The sequence below is a fragment of the Bacillus sp. RK1064 genome, from assembly GCF_051488405.1.
GTDB lineage: Bacteria > Bacillota > Bacilli > Bacillales > Bacillaceae > Bacillus.
In genome coordinates, this window is record NZ_JBPSCZ010000002.1 from 1 (window position 1) to 17,236 (window position 17,236).

The 17,236-nt window shown below is 36.0% G+C and carries 27 protein-coding genes; 21 read left to right on the forward strand and 6 right to left on the reverse strand.

Annotation, left to right across the window (positions count from 1 at the left end; translation table 11 throughout):
• Window positions 1-14 precede the first annotated feature (14 nt).
• From ACSSTM_RS18670 to ACSSTM_RS18690, 5 genes are all read right to left on the reverse strand, one after another.
• Window positions 15-1,154: a hypothetical protein gene (locus ACSSTM_RS18670; protein WP_437404299.1), complete on the reverse strand. Its 1,140-nt coding sequence runs from the start codon at window positions 1,152-1,154 to the stop codon at window positions 15-17.
• A 5-nt stretch (window positions 1,155-1,159) separates the two neighbouring features.
• On the reverse strand, window positions 1,160-2,122 hold the full coding sequence (locus tag ACSSTM_RS18675) for a hypothetical protein (RefSeq protein ID WP_437404300.1): 963 nt from the start codon (window positions 2,120-2,122) through the stop codon (window positions 1,160-1,162).
• A gap of 1 nt (window position 2,123) precedes the next feature.
• Window positions 2,124-2,801, reverse strand: a complete 678-nt coding sequence (locus ACSSTM_RS18680; RefSeq protein ID WP_437404301.1) for a hypothetical protein — start codon at window positions 2,799-2,801, stop codon at window positions 2,124-2,126.
• 104 nt (window positions 2,802-2,905) lie between these two features.
• Window positions 2,906-3,376: an ImmA/IrrE family metallo-endopeptidase gene (locus tag ACSSTM_RS18685; RefSeq protein WP_437404302.1), complete on the reverse strand. Its 471-nt coding sequence runs from the start codon at window positions 3,374-3,376 to the stop codon at window positions 2,906-2,908.
• Between the two features lie 96 nt (window positions 3,377-3,472).
• Window positions 3,473-3,820: a helix-turn-helix domain-containing protein gene (locus ACSSTM_RS18690; RefSeq protein WP_047947373.1), complete on the reverse strand. Its 348-nt coding sequence runs from the start codon at window positions 3,818-3,820 to the stop codon at window positions 3,473-3,475.
• Window positions 3,821-3,993: 173 nt separating this feature from the next.
• Between ACSSTM_RS18690 and ACSSTM_RS18695 the strand changes: the two genes are divergently transcribed.
• The 20 genes from ACSSTM_RS18695 to ACSSTM_RS18790 all read left to right on the forward strand — a co-directional run bounded on the left by ACSSTM_RS18695 (window position 3,994) and on the right by ACSSTM_RS18790 (window position 14,195).
• The gene (locus tag ACSSTM_RS18695) at window positions 3,994-4,212 is read left to right on the forward strand and encodes a helix-turn-helix transcriptional regulator (RefSeq protein ID WP_047947372.1); all 219 of its coding nucleotides are present in this window, start codon (window positions 3,994-3,996) and stop codon (window positions 4,210-4,212) included.
• A 13-nt stretch (window positions 4,213-4,225) separates the two neighbouring features.
• The gene (locus tag ACSSTM_RS18700) at window positions 4,226-4,375 is read left to right on the forward strand and encodes a hypothetical protein (protein WP_181185473.1); all 150 of its coding nucleotides are present in this window, start codon (window positions 4,226-4,228) and stop codon (window positions 4,373-4,375) included.
• An 87-nt stretch (window positions 4,376-4,462) separates the two neighbouring features.
• Entirely contained in the window at window positions 4,463-4,705 is a 243-nt protein-coding gene (locus ACSSTM_RS18705; RefSeq protein ID WP_223251388.1) for a helix-turn-helix domain-containing protein, read from the forward strand.
• A 2-nt stretch (window positions 4,706-4,707) separates the two neighbouring features.
• On the forward strand, window positions 4,708-4,977 hold the full coding sequence (locus ACSSTM_RS18710; RefSeq protein WP_437404303.1) for a hypothetical protein: 270 nt from the start codon (window positions 4,708-4,710) through the stop codon (window positions 4,975-4,977).
• Window positions 4,978-5,148, forward strand: coding sequence for a hypothetical protein (locus ACSSTM_RS18715; protein ID WP_155267116.1), 171 nt, complete (start codon window positions 4,978-4,980; stop codon window positions 5,146-5,148).
• Window positions 5,149-5,337: 189 nt separating this feature from the next.
• The gene (locus tag ACSSTM_RS18720; protein ID WP_135009312.1) at window positions 5,338-5,529 is read left to right on the forward strand and encodes a hypothetical protein; all 192 of its coding nucleotides are present in this window, start codon (window positions 5,338-5,340) and stop codon (window positions 5,527-5,529) included.
• A gap of 32 nt (window positions 5,530-5,561) precedes the next feature.
• Window positions 5,562-5,783 (forward strand): YqaI family protein, encoded by a 222-nt coding sequence (locus tag ACSSTM_RS18725; protein ID WP_437404304.1) that lies wholly within the window; start codon window positions 5,562-5,564, stop codon window positions 5,781-5,783.
• Between the two features lie 108 nt (window positions 5,784-5,891).
• Window positions 5,892-6,788 (forward strand): hypothetical protein, encoded by an 897-nt coding sequence (locus ACSSTM_RS18730; protein WP_437404305.1) that lies wholly within the window; start codon window positions 5,892-5,894, stop codon window positions 6,786-6,788.
• Window positions 6,763-7,563 carry a PD-(D/E)XK nuclease-like domain-containing protein gene (locus ACSSTM_RS18735; RefSeq protein ID WP_437404306.1) on the forward strand — a complete coding sequence of 267 codons (801 nt, stop codon included), beginning with the start codon at window positions 6,763-6,765 and terminating at the stop codon, window positions 7,561-7,563. Before ACSSTM_RS18730 ends, ACSSTM_RS18735 begins: the two co-directional genes overlap by 26 nt.
• A 213-nt stretch (window positions 7,564-7,776) precedes the next feature.
• On the forward strand, window positions 7,777-8,637 hold the full coding sequence (locus ACSSTM_RS18740; RefSeq protein ID WP_437404307.1) for a hypothetical protein: 861 nt from the start codon (window positions 7,777-7,779) through the stop codon (window positions 8,635-8,637).
• A gap of 5 nt (window positions 8,638-8,642) precedes the next feature.
• Complete coding sequence (locus ACSSTM_RS18745; protein ID WP_075623713.1) at window positions 8,643-8,930, forward strand: replicative helicase loader/inhibitor; 288 nt, start codon at window positions 8,643-8,645, stop codon at window positions 8,928-8,930.
• Window positions 8,902-10,194, forward strand: a complete 1,293-nt coding sequence (dnaB, locus tag ACSSTM_RS18750) for a replicative DNA helicase (RefSeq protein WP_437404308.1) — start codon at window positions 8,902-8,904, stop codon at window positions 10,192-10,194. Before ACSSTM_RS18745 ends, dnaB begins: the two co-directional genes overlap by 29 nt.
• A 14-nt stretch (window positions 10,195-10,208) precedes the next feature.
• The gene (locus ACSSTM_RS18755; protein ID WP_106032763.1) at window positions 10,209-10,403 is read left to right on the forward strand and encodes a hypothetical protein; all 195 of its coding nucleotides are present in this window, start codon (window positions 10,209-10,211) and stop codon (window positions 10,401-10,403) included.
• Window positions 10,400-10,849, forward strand: a complete 450-nt coding sequence (locus ACSSTM_RS18760; protein ID WP_327821549.1) for a RusA family crossover junction endodeoxyribonuclease — start codon at window positions 10,400-10,402, stop codon at window positions 10,847-10,849. Before ACSSTM_RS18755 ends, ACSSTM_RS18760 begins: the two co-directional genes overlap by 4 nt.
• Window positions 10,837-11,508 (forward strand): hypothetical protein, encoded by a 672-nt coding sequence (locus ACSSTM_RS18765; protein ID WP_327821548.1) that lies wholly within the window; start codon window positions 10,837-10,839, stop codon window positions 11,506-11,508. The genes ACSSTM_RS18760 and ACSSTM_RS18765 overlap by 13 nt, the downstream gene beginning before the upstream one ends.
• A gap of 132 nt (window positions 11,509-11,640) precedes the next feature.
• Complete coding sequence (locus ACSSTM_RS18770; RefSeq protein WP_327821547.1) at window positions 11,641-11,925, forward strand: hypothetical protein; 285 nt, start codon at window positions 11,641-11,643, stop codon at window positions 11,923-11,925.
• A gap of 71 nt (window positions 11,926-11,996) precedes the next feature.
• Window positions 11,997-12,203, forward strand: coding sequence for an XtrA/YqaO family protein (locus ACSSTM_RS18775; protein ID WP_327821546.1), 207 nt, complete (start codon window positions 11,997-11,999; stop codon window positions 12,201-12,203).
• Between the two features lie 80 nt (window positions 12,204-12,283).
• Complete coding sequence (locus tag ACSSTM_RS18780; RefSeq protein WP_327821545.1) at window positions 12,284-13,138, forward strand: hypothetical protein; 855 nt, start codon at window positions 12,284-12,286, stop codon at window positions 13,136-13,138.
• Window positions 13,139-13,182: 44 nt separating this feature from the next.
• Window positions 13,183-13,566, forward strand: coding sequence for an ArpU family phage packaging/lysis transcriptional regulator (locus ACSSTM_RS18785; protein ID WP_327821544.1), 384 nt, complete (start codon window positions 13,183-13,185; stop codon window positions 13,564-13,566).
• A gap of 101 nt (window positions 13,567-13,667) precedes the next feature.
• Complete coding sequence (locus tag ACSSTM_RS18790; RefSeq protein WP_437404326.1) at window positions 13,668-14,195, forward strand: SMI1/KNR4 family protein; 528 nt, start codon at window positions 13,668-13,670, stop codon at window positions 14,193-14,195.
• Window positions 14,196-14,219: 24 nt separating this feature from the next.
• On the opposite strand, the gene ACSSTM_RS18795 is transcribed toward ACSSTM_RS18790, so the two are convergent.
• Window positions 14,220-15,200 (reverse strand): hypothetical protein, encoded by a 981-nt coding sequence (locus tag ACSSTM_RS18795; protein ID WP_327821543.1) that lies wholly within the window; start codon window positions 15,198-15,200, stop codon window positions 14,220-14,222.
• Between the two features lie 346 nt (window positions 15,201-15,546).
• On the opposite strand from ACSSTM_RS18795, the gene ACSSTM_RS18800 reads away from it, so the two are divergent.
• Complete coding sequence (locus ACSSTM_RS18800; RefSeq protein ID WP_437404327.1) at window positions 15,547-17,235, forward strand: ribonuclease YeeF family protein; 1,689 nt, start codon at window positions 15,547-15,549, stop codon at window positions 17,233-17,235.
• Window position 17,236 lies beyond the last annotated feature (1 nt).

Consider the following 17,236-nt stretch of genomic DNA (forward strand, 5'->3'; position numbering starts at 1 on the left):
TTTCATTATTAATGTCAAGAGGGGGGAGCGTCGTCATCCTCATATATTTCATTTGATGCTGCAGTTTCATCCAGCGTCAAGTCGTCGGTTAAATTAAGTTCTTCATATTCTGCTCTTTGTTTGTTTAGTAATTGTTTATACAGAATAAAAAATTGATTTTGAAAATCGAAAGTAATACTGTTTTGCAAATCTTTATTGAGAACTTTTTTATTCTCAATTAAACCATCTTTTGATTCTTCATATTCACCTGAATTTAATATTTTTGCTTCAAATCTTACGGGTCTTGATTTGAATTCTATAGAGAAATCAATATATTCTGATGTTTTTTTATTATCAAATCGCATACTTGCCATGGTAAAATGAAAATCTTTTTTAGTAATTGTTTTAATAAATTCGTTTTCGATTAAATTTTCGCCATCTAATAAAGCTGAATTTATACCTTGAAGTAAATCATCTAACTTTTTCTTCTGATCTTTAGAATGTCTATTTACTTTCAACTTGTTTATCTTTTTGAGTTCCCAATCAGAGTGTAGCATTTCGAAGAAATTTTTAAATAAGGAAATTTTATTATTCTCGTCGAGTTTTTCTAAGTCTATATCTGATAGGGCGAATGATACTTCTGGATTTTCTTTTTGTATATGAGTCAAAATTTCCGTAACTTTTTTATGATCACTTGCGCTTTCCAGATTAAAATCGAGACTTGTGAAAGATTTATGAGTGTTAACTTTAACAGGTATTCTTCTTTCAGTTGAATCTAATAAATCTATCATCCCTGGCTTTGATTCTGTATAGGTAATTTCAAATTCCCATGTATCGTCATTATTATCAAATAAAACCACTGATGTGTCATCATTTCCTAAATTTTTTCCTACGATTGCTGATATACTATTTTTCAAATCATCTACCTTTTCACTATCAATATAATATCTGCTAGATTTAATGAAATTAATTTCACCATCTAATCTCTGTTTCAAGTCTAAATATGTTTCTTTTGAAAAATAGAAATTCACCCCTACACGTGCATAGTCATCTTTAGAAAAGCCACTTACTAAAACACCTCTATTTCTTAAGTATTCAAATATATCTTTCCAATGCATATAGTTTTTCATTGCTTTGAATAGATTGGTTTTTTCCGGATATCTATTTAATTGCATGGATTTTACTCCTTATAAATTAGATTTTCAGGTGGTTTCTTTAAATCAATCATATAGTCGAATTCAATTTTTATTTTAGAATTGCTATTTTGCTCTTTTTCATTTTTAAATTGCTGTAATTGTGTACGATATTCTCTCTGCTCACCATAAATATGAATAACAAGCCGTTGAGTATCGTCTTCAATTTGATAAGGCGTTATACATTTATCCATAAATCTCAGTTCTTCAATAGTAGGTTCAGCAAAGAAAAATACATGACTCGAATTAACCGTGAATTGATGATCTAAAAGTGTTATCGAACTTTTCCCTTTGGCAAAAATATAATCCGAGAACATGTGGGTAATGTTTAGTTGTTGTTGCCTCTTAACTGTTGTGAGACCGTTACTAAAATAATCCCCTGGGAAAAAGAATTCTATTTTCTCACCTTTAGTACGAATATCTTTAATTTTTAATAATATAGAGCACCATCTCAGTATTTCTTTATTAGAAGCAACGTATATGGTCAGTGGTCTCCTTCTTTTTGCTATCTTTAATTCGCTTAAGTATTTTTGAAATTCATTTTCGTCAAACTTTTCAGGTTCATTACACCATATCATCAGTAATCCCTCATTGAGGTTTTTACATCCAAAATCATTAATTATGGATGGGGCTGTTCTTGCACATTCTAATGTGTTTGATAATTGTGTAACAAAACTTTGCAATGTAGTTTTAGAGATGCCATCCCATTTTCTTTCTTTCGATTCTACTAATACATCACTAGTACTGCTTTTATAGGGATCAAAATAAGAAAGCAGCAAATCTATGCCATGTGGATTTTTTCTGTTTTTGTCGTTAGTTCCATGTTTAGGTTTATTGGAGCAGGCAATATCAAAATTAGCATCAGCTTTTTGCTCCCAACCAAATTGTTTTAAAATATTTAGAGTTTGTGTAGTCCAACGATCTCCTTGAACTTGTTGTTCTTCTGACATTTTATTCACCTTCAATTAGATTCAATATTTTTTCCTCTAAATTTTCTAAAGCAACTCTTGAAAAACTTTCGTATTTCAATTCTATCTGCCCCGAAATAAAATTAATTCCTAGTTCGCACATTTCTTTCTGATAAAAAACTTTGAAATTCATACTTATAGGATTTTTTTTAAATTTATTAATAATTTTAAGAGCATCAAAGTTATTGTGAAATTCTAGAGTTATAGCATTTAGAGAAGTATCAAGTAAATTGATATTTGAAAATGTTACTTCACTAATAGTCATCTCCAGTTCTGAAAAGTGGTTGTATATTTGATTAAAAGTGAACTCCCAATTAATTAAAGTATTAGATGAAATTTCAAAGATATGCTTTTCAGCACTTAAACAAACTTTTTTTTCGCCAAAAATAATAATGCAATTAAACTTTATTAAAATTAATATTTGTGCAGAATACATTCTTGAGAATTTCTTTGTTTCAAGATTTTGAGTATTTTCGTCATAGAATAGTTCATATGAGTCAAAAAATTTAACAAAGGTGTATCTGATAAAATCCGAAAAATGTTCTACATCCTTTACTTCATATTTATTTTTTGGCATAGAGTTGAAATCCTCAAAAAAACTTTGAATTTTTTTTATTGAGGTATTATCTATTTTTTTAAATATATAAAGCATTATCCCCATTTCCTTCCTCAGAAAACTGTTAATGGGTTAAATTCTCTAAATGCACAAGTATATAATAACCCAAAAATCCATATTATGTTTATTTTCGACAAAAGTAGACAAATTTATGATTTATTAGATGCGGTAAAAGTCACAAAACGTTCGGTAGCGAATTTATATGTAACATTGAAAAGAGATGCTATTTCATTTGTGAAATGATTATACGGTTGAATAGCTTTTATTTTTCTAAGCATAAATGTCGGAATACAAAACTTATATGCAAAACGCTTCGCCTGCATTTCCTGCAGCTCTCTAAACAGTGGGGGCATAATCAGTTGATTCCCTTCATGTCTTAGCGCATGACAAAGTTCATGACCAAAATCTTGCCACTGTTCCTGAGGGCTGAGGCGATTATCAATGATAATAGTTCCAGCATAGTACCGGCTGCTGATGTTTAAGAATTCGACTTTTAAATTGGAGCGGTAGGCGATGTCTAATAGATCAAGTTCTGATGGATTTTTAATGTTGATTTGATGATAGAATGCTTCGATCCAGTCATCTAAGTGTGTTGTGTTTTTTGGCAAAATACGTTCCAACTTAAGCAACTCCTTATAAAATCATTAGAACAAATGTTCTGTTTTGAGTTAATAAAAAAAGCCTTTTTGTAGGCTTCTATAAAAGTGTTTAATGTATTATTTTTTGTTTTTAATGAACTCCCAAAACTGAATTAATTCCTCAATCTTATCATCGGGTGCATCTTTAAGATCTTTAAAGAAAAGTTGTGTTTTCGGATTTAAGAGCTCTTTCCACATCTCCTCATCTGATGCCTCAAATTCTCTCCCTGTTATTAAGAAATCTATACTCACATTGTAGAACTGAGCTATTTTTTCTAATGTATCATAATCAGGCTCATTATCTCCCGTTTCATATCTTGCATAAGTTGCTCTATTGATACCTAATCTTTCCGAAAGAGCTTGTTGAGAGAGCTTAGGTCTATGATTATTTCTTAGTTTTTTTAACCGCTCACTTAATCCAGTCATATTAAAACCCCTGACATAAAAATCTTAGTTTATATGTAATTTGTTGTTTAGTTCATTATAAGTGATAATAGGTCACAATTAAATTTTTGTGATAAAAAAACACAAAAAGGGTTGATTGTGATGATATAACACATTATAATTGTGATGAAAGATCACAATGCGGAGGTGATTTAGTGAAGTCCAATCAATGGTTAAAAGATTTCAGAGCGAGTAAAAGTCTCAAACAGTATGAAGTGGCAAGGGAAGCAGGTATTGATAGGTCTTATTATACCAAGATTGAGAATGGTCAAACCCCAAGTGTTAGAGTTGCCAAGGTTTTAGGCAATATTCTAGATTTTGAATGGACAAAATTTTTTAATCATAATTGTGATGATACATCACAAAATGAATAGGAGATGTAGCCAATTGAAAATAACCGTCACAAAAGGCCCTCTATTTCATCAAGCAGAAGCCAGGGCTTATAAGTACCTAAGCGGCATCTTAATTAAACGAATGAAAGAGCATCAAGAAAAAGTTGAAAGAGAAAAGAAAGAATTAGTTGCTTCTTCATCATGATACCCATTTAAAAATTTTCTAGCTGTTCTAACTTGGAAAAAGTTCTTAACCAGAACAAAGGGGGTGAGGAAGTTGAGGTTGGGGGTAGTGCTCCGACAAGCAAGGAAAAGAGCTGGGATGTCCCAAGAGAAGTTGGCTGAATTGTTAAGTCGCTCAAGGAGCTGCATATCAAAATTTGAGAACGATCAAAAGATGCTTGATGTTCCTACATATGTGCGGTGGATGGAGGCGACAAATGCAAAAGAAGCCATGATCGCAACCTTATGTGGTGTCGATCCACTTGCGGTCACGCAGCAAATTACAGCAATTATGGCTTTGTTTGGAGGATGAAGATGCGAAAAGCGATTTTCAAGAGTATTGATCATGAAGGGATAACAGCTGAAATGATCTGTATTGAACAACTACAAAAAAGATTAATGAAAGCATTAGAGAGTGCTGATATCGATACGGCATTAGCAAGTCACAAAGATATTGCTAAATCTTTAAACCAAATTCAGCGTTACGAAAGCCAAGCTAAGGTTCATTTATTAAAACAGGCTACGAGGATTACAAAAATCAAATATCCAAAATCACTAAAAAATAGATTGAGAGGATTGATCTAGGTGAAGTATTTGTTCACAGCAAGTCGCTTAATGAAGGCGAAAGATATCGTGAAACAATGTCAAATGCGTCATACAGAGGAAGGGCTCATTTTATTAGCAGCTCTGGAATTACAGATCAGAACGGAAATAGAAAACAGAAAAAAGCAGCAAGCTCCGACACTTACTGCTTAAATCATTTCAAACCATGAATAACAAAATGATCGATCTCATTATAGCGTTATTTAGAGATCACGACAAGGCTTATTCTTGTCGTCCGGCTTGCGGGTGAGACAGTGCACACCTACCCCCTCAAATCATGCTCCATCCGCGGTCGGACGATGCGAATAAGCATCAAATAATGTGTTAGGGAGGAAAGAAGTCTTGAGAACTAAACCAATTATTAAACCTTTCAGTGAGAGACAGTCTGATCAGTTCTATTTATCACAAGTGAATGGATCAATTGTGATGACTAACAAGGGTAAGCCAATGTTCCAATTTCCTGATAAACAAGCCTTTGAGAAATTTCAACAACTAAAGGCAGATGCGATCCGCTCAAAATTAGAGATTTCTTGATGCTCACACCAAACAGAAAAGGAGGGAAGAAGATGAATATTGAGCATCCGATCATCACAGAGATTAATAGATACGGCTATCCAAAAGATGTGGTGAGGCAAGAAGAGCACTTTGGAATTGATTTTTATGGTTCAAAAATTTTGCTAGAAGATGACTATGTTGAGGATAAAAATTCGGGTGAATTGATCTTGCGAGAAAATCTAGAACGATATCTTGCAGAGGAACTTGATTTTGAATTTAAAACAGCAAAATAAAAGAGTTCACTCCCAACAAGTGAACTCATCTAAATAACCAGACACAGAATATGGTGTCAACCACTATTATAAGCAGGTTGGCACCTAAATTCAATGGGGGTTTCTTATATGAATGGATTGTCAAATGTTGATTACTCAAACTATATGGCAGCTTCACAGCCATCAGCAGGAACTTCAGTAACAACTGAAGCTATGGTTAGTCGGCAGGCACAGGAAGTACAAGCAGCTATGGTCATAGCAAAGAGGTTTCCGCGAGACGTTTATGCTGCCTTTGAACGAATTAAGAAAGCATGTGAGCGTAGGCTATTAGCTGAGAATGCTGTCTATGAATATCCGCGAGGTGGCACAAAGGTATCAGGTCCTTCAATTCGACTCGCTGAAGCTTTGGCACAGAATTGGGGGAACATTGATTACGGAATCATGGAACTTGAACAAAAAGCAGGAGAATCTTCTGTTATGGCTTATGCATGGGATCTTGAAACCAATACTCGTCAGACCAAAATATTTACGGTGAAGCATGAACGAAAAGCAAAAGGAGCCATTACAAAGCTCAACGATCCAAGAGATATTTATGAACTGGTTGCAAACCAAGGTGCACGTCGCGTTCGTGCGTGCATTCTCGGAGTGATACCAGGAGACATTGTTGATGCAGCAGTTGATATGTGTCAAAGAACGCTGATTAGTGGTCATAAAGAGCCTTTAGAAGACCGTTTAAGAAAAGCATTAACAACATTTAAATCTGATTTTGGTGTTACGAAGGAAATGGTCGAGGAATATGTGGGTAGCAAATTAGATGCCTTTACTGAGCAAGATTATCTCAAAATAGGACGCATCTACACTTCTCTTCGTGATGGTATGGCAAAGAAAGAGGATTATTTCAACGTCAAAGTTTCAGGTGCTACAAAATCCAAAATCGAAGAAGAGTTTCTAAAGCAGCAGGAACAAAAAGAGAGTGATGTAAAGGCTGGTGAGCCAGCAAATGATGATTCCGACAATCAACAATGATAATTATTATTCTAACGAGATAGACCGAGTTTATATGTCAAATTCTCAATATAAGAGTTTCTTAGAGTGTGAGGCGGCTACAATGGCAAAACTCAACAGGGAATGGCAGCCGCCGTCCTCTGAGGCTCTGCTATTTGGTCAATATGTTCATGCTTGGCTTGAAGGAGAACAGGCCTTTGATGAATTTAAGATGAACACACCTGCTCTATTTACACAAAAGGGCCAATTGTATAAACAGTATCAATTGGCTGATCTCATGATTGAAGCTATACAAAATGATGATTTGTGCATGTTTGTTCTTCAAGGAGATAAAGAAGTGATTATCACAGGTGAACTGTTCGGAGTGCCTTGGAAAGGAAAACTAGATGTGTACAACCCTGCAGGTGGCCGCTTTGCTGATCTTAAAACGACTCGTTCTCTCAGGGAAAGAATTTGGGACCAAGAGCTTGGCTATTGTTCATTTGTAGAAGCCTATGGATATATTGCTCAAATGGCACTCTATGCGGAAATAGAAAGACAGGAAGCGGGACGTAGTGAATGGTTAGAGCCTTTGATTGTGGCCATATCAAAAGAAGATCCACCAGATAAAGCTGTTATCAATATTGATGAGTCAAGGATGGAAATTGAGTTAGAAGATATAGAAAAAAACATGGAGCGGATCGTTCAGGTTAAGCATGGCGGAGAAAGACCGAGAAGATGTGAAAAGTGTAAGTATTGTCGATCTACAAATCGTCTTAACCGCATCATCCATTTTTCCGAACTGGTGAACAGCTAGTGAGGGAGAAGCTAATCATTAAAGTTCCTATTCCGTTTGTGTACCTGTCTTTATCTAAATCAAGTCGTAATCAAGCTGCGTTATTTAGAGCGTATGTGAAGGGTTATATACAAAGAAATGAGCCAGGCCTTACTTTTATTAGGATCAGTGGAATGTACGCTCTATGTGAGGTTAAAAGACCTTAATAGACGATGTTGGAGAGGAGGAAGTTATTTGTCTACTGGATGGATAAAACTGCACCGAAAAATATTAGAACACGAATTATGGAATGACGTGACTACTTTTAGACTGTTCACTTTATTAGTTATGAGAGCAAGTCATCAAGATGGCTTCAAAATGAATGGAGTTGTATTAAATAAGGGCCAGTACATAAGATCGTACTCAAAACTATGTGAGGACCTCGCTTATAAAGAAGGAAGAGGGTTAAAAAAGCTGTCTAAAAGTACAATTATGCGTTCAATTAAGAAACTCGTTACGAACAACATCATCACTGTTAGCGAAACGGAACTAGGAACACTATTCACCATTGTGAAATACGAGTCATATCAAGAGTTTTCGAGTAATCATGAAACAGAAGCCAGAACGGAAGAAGGACCTATCGCAGAACGAAGACGGAACGAAAGCGGTACGAAGTCGGAACTATATCAAGAATTAAAGAATTTAAGAATTAAAGAAGAAGAGGAAGAAGAAAAGAGAGCCTCAGTAGAAAATGAACTAACTCCTTTCCAGCAGATCGAAGAAAAGTACTTATCACGAAAAGGTGGGTTGATGTTAACACCAAAAGATTCAGCTGCCATTGAAAGGATTCTCAAGGAGCGAATCCCACTTGAAGACATATTGGTGTGGATCGACGAGGTATTTGATCAATATCAACCAAAGCATAGAGCAGACAGTATTAAATCATTTGCATACATGGAATCAGCGATTCTTGATCGTTGGCATACACAGCAACACCAACATCAGCCTCTTAAAAACAATGTTTCTGAATTTAAACCAAAGCAGCATAGACAAAGTAATTTAGACGCTCTAGCTCAATACGCAAAAGAAAATGGGATTAAATTTGGAGGAGGTTGATGAACATGAATCAAGAGCAAGCAATGTCTATTCTAACAAGAATTGCAGCTGCCTATCCAAGGTTTGAACTCACTACAGACGCGATCGGAAAAGAAAGAATTAAACTTTGGCTTGATCACCTAAAGGATCAACCCTATGAACAGGTTTTGAAAAAGATTGACCAGCACATTGCTGAAAAAAGATTCCCACCTGCTATCGCAGAAATCAAAATCAAACAACCAGAGCAAAATGAATTCTTAGCGAAACAGAAAGTGTGGGAACAAAATGCAAAATTTGCGAAACGTAGAAGCTGAACAGTTTTTATTAGGTTGTATCATCCTTGAAGGTGATCTGATTAAAGAAACAGCACTAGAGCCCAGACATTTTGCTGAAGAACGGCATAAACGCATTTTCGAAGCGATGAGGGAAGTGGACAAGCTAGGTAAGCCTGTTGAATTGGCCAATATCGCTGCATCTATGGGAGACCTTTTAAATTCAATTGGAGGCTTTGAATACTTAACCAATCTTGCAAGTACTGTTCCCTCAAAACATGCTTTCGAGACCTATGAAACATTAATTTACGAGGCTTTTAGACTCAGAGATTTACAAAGTGCCGCTTTAGCTTTTGCTAATGCCCCATGCGATGAGGGGATCACTGAGCTTTATCAAAAGACCATTGAAGTGCAAGAAGTTGGAGTTAAAGCTAATCGGACGAAAATGGATGTTCTGACGGAGATATTCATGAGCATGGAAGAAGATCAAGGGGATCTTACAGGAGTCGACACTGGTCTTGCGGATCTGAACGCCATGACAGGTGGTTGGCAAAAAAGTGATTTGATTATCGTGGCTGCTCGTCCATCTATGGGAAAGACTGCTTTCGCTCTTAATCTAGGTTGTAATAACGCGCTAAAGGGTGGAGTAACAGATATTTTTTCGCTAGAAATGTCAGATACACAGTTAACTCATCGAATGTTAAGCAGCCTTGGGAGAATTGAAGGCACGAAGTGGAGGAATCCAAAAAAGTACTTTAGCGATCAAGATTATGACAGAGCCAACAAAGCTATGGGTGAATACGAAAAATTAGATATCTATATCCATGATCAGCCAACTCAAACAGTCGCAGACATCAGGTCCCAGATCCGTAAAACGAAAAAGGACCATCCTGATCAAGATCATTTAATCATCATTGACTATTTGCAGCTTATTACCCCAATCGGTAAGTTTGAGAGCAAAAACTATGAGGTTGGAGCTATCACAAAAGAGCTGAAGAATATGGCGAGAAGCTTCAATGTCCCAATCATTTTGCTATCACAGCTCTCACGTGGAGTTGAACAGAGGCAAGATAAACGTCCAATGATGTCTGATTTGCGTGATTCAGGAAGCATTGAACAAGACGCTGATATTGTTACGTTCCTCTATCGTGATGATTATTACAACAAAGATAGTGAACAGAAAAATATAGTCGAAATCATTTTTGCTAAACAGCGAAATGGTGAGGTTGGGACAATAAATACTGCTTTTATGAAAGAGTACGGAAGGTTTGTAAACTTATCGCGGCAAATGGAAGCCGCTTTATGATACGGAGGATGAACATGTCAAATATTAATAGCAAACAGCGTCGTGAGAACCTTTTAAGCGAATTAACTCGTATTGGATATTTAGCTAGTTTGGACAAGAACCCTGAAAATTTATCACTCTATGAACTTGAAATGCTTGTCATCTCTTTCAAGAGTCAACGTGGCAATAGGGTGATAACATATAACGCCAGGATGGAGGCATCTGAATGAAGATAGCATTCACCGTCTACGGAGAGCCAGTTGCACAGGGGCGTCCAAGAGCTACTCACATGAATGGAATGACGAGATTATACGATCCCAAGAAATCACGAGACTTTAAGCAATACGTGAAGTTGGCAGCAAGTGATCACCGTCCTGATCAACTTCTTACAGGCCCTCTGGAATTGAGGGTTAAAGTTTACAAATCCACATTAAAAAGCTTCAGCAAGAAAAAGGCCGCAGAAGCTGAAAGAGGCGAGCTGAGACCAGCTAAGAAGCCGGATGTTGATAACTACATCAAAGGGATAAAAGATGGCCTGAATAAAGTCATTTGGCAGGATGATAGCCAGATAGTCGATCTACATGTAAGCAAATTCTATAGCAGTTCACCGAGAATTGAAGTCGAAGTCTCAACTCTCAAACCAACCCATGAGGAGGAACAAATATGTCTTTTGTAAATTTTGATGGATCAGTCAAGAAAGTAAATCACAAGCCTAAGGGTGTTACAGAATTGGTCCTTGAAATCTCAACGAAGGATCTAGGAAACAGCATTCAAAACCTTGCTGAAATGATTGATAACGATGTGCGTGTTGAAATTGAGAGCGATGTTGTCAGCTATAACGTGCAGATCAACGCTCACACTGAGCGACCTATAGTAAATTATCAAGTAGATCAGAGCGGTGTTGTCCACATTGCTGAGCCAGAACCAGAACAGTTAGAGGCTGAATTGGGCTTACCTGCAGAAAAACCACAAATTGAAGAAAAGCCTATGGAGATTAAACGTGAAGTGGTGGATCAATTCATCCAAGAAGGTCTGGCACCAGAACATGAGGATTTCCCTGAGAATATGGCTGGCGTCGTTAAACGTCGCATTGAAGGTGAATCATACCGCAAGTTGGCTACTGAGCTTGAGATGTCATCCGGCGCCATCGTCGATCTGATCAATGACTACCGAGCTGCAGTGGCTCCGCTTGCTGAAAAATGGTGGGATTGGAAAGAGGATCAAGCCAACGAAGCTGAACCGATGCAAAAAGATGATGATTTAGAATCCTCTCAAAGTGTGAAAGACGATTCTGGCGGGAATGATCAAAAAGAAGAGGAAGACGGTGCTGCCTAAGATGGCACGCAAACGCTCAAAACGGTGGTTCTTGCTTTATCGCAAAGAGGATGGACAGCGCGTCCACCTCTATGAACCACTTAAACAATATGAACTAGTCAGTAGGATTAAGAAAGGATGGAGGATTATCAGATGAAAAACAAATTCTTAGAAGGAGACTGGATAAAAGCATCAAGGAAAGGCAAAAGAGAAACACTTAACAAAGAAGGTTATGTACTTAAAGTATCTGAAGATGACATTTTAGTAAGGTTCCTTAGTGGTAATACCTTGGTTGTTCCAAAGTCTTGGGCAGAAAATTTGGATAAGGCACTTACTGAAGCTGATTTAAAGGTGCTGATTGACCTGTCTTTAGATTTAAGGGACGAACACTTCTTTAGAATGTGTGTACGTGATTTGCAAGCTCTTCAGGGCAAATAAAAAGAACCGAGGCACAAGGCCCCAGTTCTATTGAATCTGCACAATTCATTATAACATGGGAGGCCTTGTGCATGAATAATCCTTACAAAATTACGCACTCAAATATCTCCATTGATAGCTTTATGACCAAAGGAGAAGTGAAAGTCATTATCCTAGATGGTTATTCCAACAATGTGGTGTTGGCTGAAACACCAATGTACGGTAAAACCGAGATCACTACACGAGATGGCCAGTTCACAAATTTAAATTATACAAGTTCTCACAGAATAGATATTTAGCAGATAGAGTTCCCAAATTACTTGAAAAAATCTAAAAAATGCCGATTCAATAAAGAAGAATATTGAAAAGGTGTGTAGTTATGGAATTTTATGAATTGCTTAAACCATTTGGGATACCAAGTTATATAGCTGCTTTAGCTGGTTTGTCATATTTGGTTTTTAAAAAAATTAGACCTATCTCCTTACTATCTTCTAATATCTTTGAGAAAAAATTATTTTCTAAGGATCAGTTATTTTCATTATTTATTTTAAGATATTTTGGAGAGACTGTTATGTGGATGTTCATTAATTTAGTAATTATTTATATTTTTGGTGCTCCAGATTGGACAGGGAATCCCAGTCAATCTCAATTCGTAGCGTCTATAGCTAGTTTAATAGGCTCTATAATTTTTGTAGTGATACTCATTGTTAATGAAGGAAAGGAAAAGTATCCACAATTTCTTGATTTAAATTGGGTAAGAGGAATTACATTTTGTTTATTTTTCTGTTGTGTACTAATATTTTACTTCTCCTTTAATGGCACTTTAATTCATGATATAGGAAGTGAAATTTCTATTGGCGCATTAGTTTTTATCTTGATTTTGGTGTTTGTTTTTTATTTGCCGATACCAATTATTATGAGAAGTTCGTTGAAATTTGTATATGATAGAAAAGAGCAAAATATTTATATATATGCAAATGAACTTAGAGAAACAGATAATCCTATTAACGGAAACGATGAAATTAATCAACAGAAGTGGTATATCCTTCATGCTGTTAATAAAGAGCTTATTTTACTAGGGAACCATCCTAAGGAAAAGTTATGTACAGTTACAAAAATTATCAAGTTAGAAGACTTGTGCAATATAAAAATGTCGATTGAAGAGATCGCTCAAGATTCTACAAACGATAACTCTACGAACGATAGTACTTCAAACAATAATTCAATTATATAATTAAATAGTCTGCTTATAAGGTTTTTTAGAGAGAGGGTATAAATTTGTTAACCAACCAATTATGCCTTATTCCTGAGGTCAATGAAAAGCAGGTACGTAAGACATTAATAAATGAATTGAAGCTTTATAAAGCATTAAAAGTTAAACAAGAGAACTTGGATGAGCAAAAAGCAAATGGCATCTTAACTTTGTTTCCAAGATTAAAAGATCAAAATGTTTGTTCAGAGCTGAAGGTGCGGCAAATAGAAAGAGCACTAGAGTACAGTTTGGATGAAATTGAACAAGACATTATTCGCATGAAGTACCTTACTTCACGAATGGTTAAAGACCTTGAGGTATGTGAAGAACTTGGATTAAAGAAAGATCGATATTACAAATTAAAAAAGCAAGCAACGTTTAAACTTTCGACAGCACTTGGAATCATCTGAGTGCTGGTAAGTAAAAAAATCTTCCCCTATTTTAAATTAATATCCATTTTTCAAGAAAGCATATATAATAGATTTAACAATTATGAGGGGAGTTGGCGAAAATTAGAGAGGGTGACTTGATTAAGCAGACTCTTGAAGGATTAAAAAAAATTCTTGACAGTCATGGGGCATTTCCATTGATACAGCCTGGTGGTTTTGTTTTAGAAGACCCCTATTTTCATTTTAATGATCCCGCAACTGAGAAGGAAATTGCAGATTTAGAAAATTTCTTTAAGGTTAAATTCCCTAATGATTACAAGGAATTTCTTAGATTACATAATGGAATCGACATAATTGACGGTATTGAAATACTTAGTACAAATGATGTCATTAAATATAATGAGGCTCAAGATCTTCCTGAAGAGTGTATATTAATTGGGTATCATTTTGATGGACGATATGTAATTGATACAAACAGATATAGTAATGGATTAGATTATATGTTCTTTTTAGATTCAATAGATTCATTTGAAGAAGCTGAGAATTTAGAATCGAATTTTGAAATATGGTTTGACCGTCTGCTAAGCTCAAATGGTGTTAAGTATTGGGAAATAAATCGAGATGTCAAAGGTTATTACGAAAATATTTAAAAAAGACTCCAAACGGAGTCTTTTTTAATATGAAGCCCACCAAGGATTAATTTCTTGTCGATGGAATGATTTTTCAACTGGAATTAAATTCTTTGTCATATTTCCTCCACCATATTCTCTAGGAAGTTGATGGTGAATTTCAAATTTTACCCATGTTTTTCCGCCATACTTCTTTTCATACCAATTTCTATAAGCTGTGCGCTCTTTATTCCCCCATTTAACTCTTTTCTCTTTTGGAACTTTTTTTATAAAAGCGTTCGGAGGAGCTTGCAAATTCAAACCAGACTGTTTGTCAGTATAGTTTGGAAAAAACATACCCTTCTTGTTTGTTAGATATAGGCCTTCATCCCACTTTAATGTTTTTATTGAAGGTGGCTTACCAGCCCATGTTGCAATTCCCCACCCTGAATATTTCCAAAACTTAGTTTTATCTACTTTAATAAACTGATGGACTTCTGCGCCTTTTTTAATTTGCAGCCCCAAAAAAGTTTTTTTAATTACATGCGGACAGGTGAATTGTTTGTTGTAGTATCCACTTTGACACAATGTTTGTTGTACTTCAAGTGTAGCTGGAGGAGTACCTACCACTTTTGTTACTTCAACACCATGCAAGACCTTATTCACTTTTCCCCCAAGAAAAGTATAGGCGAGATACACAATGTTTGCTGCTTTTTTCTCTAATGAATTTTTCTGACTTTTAGAAGTAATTATACCGGAAGAAGTTTGTTTACCATCTTCATCATAGGTTATGTAACTCTCGTAAGAAGCTTCAACCTCTAATCCGTTTTCCTTTGCGATTTTCTGCAATTTAGTTGGCCCGTCCGTACTAGAATCTTTTGCTTTTTGATTCTCTACTTTTTTACCATTAACAATAGAATTCTTGGTGGTTAAATCAATCCAATTAGAATCTTCATTGGTAGTGGCCAAAGACAAAGAAGGGGCGAACAGTAAAGAAAATAAAACGACTGATGAAACAAAAATAGTTAAACTTAATTTTCTAATCATGTAATCACTCCTATATTTTCCTTATATTCACAATAGTAATAGATTCTTAAATCTAAATCAAGATTTTTTCCAATTTTTCTAAAGTAAGGGTTCTTGCACTCATATAAAGCAGGCAATCAGTCTACTATCTTTCATTTTCCATCATAAAATATCTCTTTTCTCCAAAGCGTCTGATTCAGTAGTATATAACTCTTTCAACATCACTCTGAATCTTCTGAGTGATGTTTTGTATCTTTATTCCTATTTAATGACAAGTTGTGTGTTGGTAAAATTGACCTTGTCAATGAATAGGAGGGAGTGACTTCTTCTGGGGAAGATACTTGATGCAAAAGCACTTACAAGTGCTATCGACGCAAGGGCAAAACACTATCAGGAACTCCGAGAACAAATGGTTGATTTAAAAAAGGCTCTACAAGGCGTGGCAAACCTTGGTGATGATTTTACCGGAAAAGGTGCCGATAACATTAAAAGTTTCTACAAAGAGCTCGCCGGAAATGTGGACATGTTTATTAGCTTCATTGATAAACAAAAAGCGTTCCATGAAGGTGTTTCTGGGACACTTGATGATACCAATTTTGGTGGCGACACTTTTGTAGAAGAACACTTTTTAGACAACGCTGTACATATGGGAATCAAAAATTCCAAAAGCATTGTAAAGGATCAAAAAAAGGCACTCAAAACGATTTTCGAAGATATTGATGACCTCATATCTCTAGAGGTATTTGATAGTAAAACCTTTGATGAAAAGATTGCAGATGCGGAAGACGAACGAAAAAAGACGGTTAAAGATTTAATAGAGCTTGATCAAAATCTAAAAGATGAATATGCTTTGTCAGAGACTGAGGAGAAGGCTACAATGGCATTGTATGCAGAAATGATCAATGCTACGAATGACGGGAAATCCATTTCACCTATGAATTTTGACAAAAAAGCATTTCAAGATAGTGAAATCTACAAGGCAAAAAGCGATATTGAGAAGCAAACTGCTGAATATCTCAAAATCAAAAAAGAACAAGAAGAAGCCCGTGAGATCGCAAAGGAACAAGAGACCCTCGCCAACCGTTCTTGGTATGAAAAAGCGCTCGATTATGGTGGAAACATCGTGAATGAACTGACTGGCGTGAACGATGCAAAACGTGCTGCTACAGGCGTCGATCCAATTACAGGCGAAGAGCTTACCGCAGGACAGCGAGTTGCTGCAGGAGGCATGGCTGCAGCCGGCTACATTCCTATCGTTGGCTGGGCAGGCCGCATTTTCAAAGGCGGAAAGGCTGTCTATAAAACCACCCAAGCCACGTCAGCCGCAGTCAGAGCGGTCGACATTTATAAGACGTCACAAAAATCTTTTGATGCCCTAAAGACATCCCAAAAAGGTTTATACGGGCTCACCGCGACCAACGGCTTCAGCGAAGCGATTACAGGTCGAGACATGTTTGGAAACAAGGTCTCGAAAGAACAGCAGCAAGCGAGTATGAATGCGGCGCTAGGAATGCTTTTGCCGATTGGGGCGAAGGGGTTTCATGGGAAGATGGGGATTAAGGGTATAGATGATGCTTCTTTAACCAACAAAAGTAATTTATATAGAGGGGATAGTTTACTACACTCTCCAACTAGGCCAAATGGAATTGGTAAACCTCATATATCAAGTTCAGGTGATTTAGTACCAGCTAGTAAAGAAGGTTTATATAAAGGACGAGAAGTGACTGTTACAGAGCATATACTTGGAGGTTATAGAAAAGGAGCTAAATCTAATAGCCCTTATACTAGTTTTACAAATAACAAAAATGTTATTGGAGATTATGGAGAAAATGCAATTGAACTAAATATATCAGCTTTAAGGAAAGATATACAGTCTGGAAAGCTAAAAGATGTTGTTATACTTTCTCCAAAACAAATTCAAAAGTTGATTGAAAGAGATGTTATTTCTTCTGATTTTTGGAAGAAAAGAGCGATTAATTGGACTAAAAGGGATAATGAGTATTTGATTAAAGGGGAAGTTCCAAGCCAATATATTAAGGTTTCGCCTAAGGAGTGAG

Coding starts and splice junctions, on each gene's coding strand:
- ACSSTM_RS18765 (WP_327821548.1), top strand. CDS start 10,837: ATGTCTTTTGTAAATTTTGATGGATCAGTCAAGAAAGTAAATCACAAG.
- dnaB (WP_437404308.1), top strand. CDS start 8,902: ATGCAAAATTTGCGAAACGTAGAAGCTGAACAGTTTTTATTAGGTTGT.
- ACSSTM_RS18670 (WP_437404299.1), bottom strand. CDS start 1,154: ATGCAATTAAATAGATATCCGGAAAAAACCAATCTATTCAAAGCAATG.
- ACSSTM_RS18745 (WP_075623713.1), top strand. CDS start 8,643: ATGAATCAAGAGCAAGCAATGTCTATTCTAACAAGAATTGCAGCTGCC.
- ACSSTM_RS18770 (WP_327821547.1), top strand. CDS start 11,641: ATGAAAAACAAATTCTTAGAAGGAGACTGGATAAAAGCATCAAGGAAA.
- ACSSTM_RS18710 (WP_437404303.1), top strand. CDS start 4,708: ATGCGAAAAGCGATTTTCAAGAGTATTGATCATGAAGGGATAACAGCT.
- ACSSTM_RS18690 (WP_047947373.1), bottom strand. CDS start 3,820: ATGACTGGATTAAGTGAGCGGTTAAAAAAACTAAGAAATAATCATAGA.
- ACSSTM_RS18735 (WP_437404306.1), top strand. CDS start 6,763: ATGATGATTCCGACAATCAACAATGATAATTATTATTCTAACGAGATA.
- ACSSTM_RS18755 (WP_106032763.1), top strand. CDS start 10,209: ATGTCAAATATTAATAGCAAACAGCGTCGTGAGAACCTTTTAAGCGAA.
- ACSSTM_RS18675 (WP_437404300.1), bottom strand. CDS start 2,122: ATGTCAGAAGAACAACAAGTTCAAGGAGATCGTTGGACTACACAAACT.
- ACSSTM_RS18730 (WP_437404305.1), top strand. CDS start 5,892: ATGAATGGATTGTCAAATGTTGATTACTCAAACTATATGGCAGCTTCA.
- ACSSTM_RS18725 (WP_437404304.1), top strand. CDS start 5,562: ATGAATATTGAGCATCCGATCATCACAGAGATTAATAGATACGGCTAT.
- ACSSTM_RS18780 (WP_327821545.1), top strand. CDS start 12,284: ATGGAATTTTATGAATTGCTTAAACCATTTGGGATACCAAGTTATATA.
- ACSSTM_RS18775 (WP_327821546.1), top strand. CDS start 11,997: ATGAATAATCCTTACAAAATTACGCACTCAAATATCTCCATTGATAGC.
- ACSSTM_RS18680 (WP_437404301.1), bottom strand. CDS start 2,801: ATGGGGATAATGCTTTATATATTTAAAAAAATAGATAATACCTCAATA.
- ACSSTM_RS18760 (WP_327821549.1), top strand. CDS start 10,400: ATGAAGATAGCATTCACCGTCTACGGAGAGCCAGTTGCACAGGGGCGT.
- ACSSTM_RS18795 (WP_327821543.1), bottom strand. CDS start 15,200: ATGATTAGAAAATTAAGTTTAACTATTTTTGTTTCATCAGTCGTTTTA.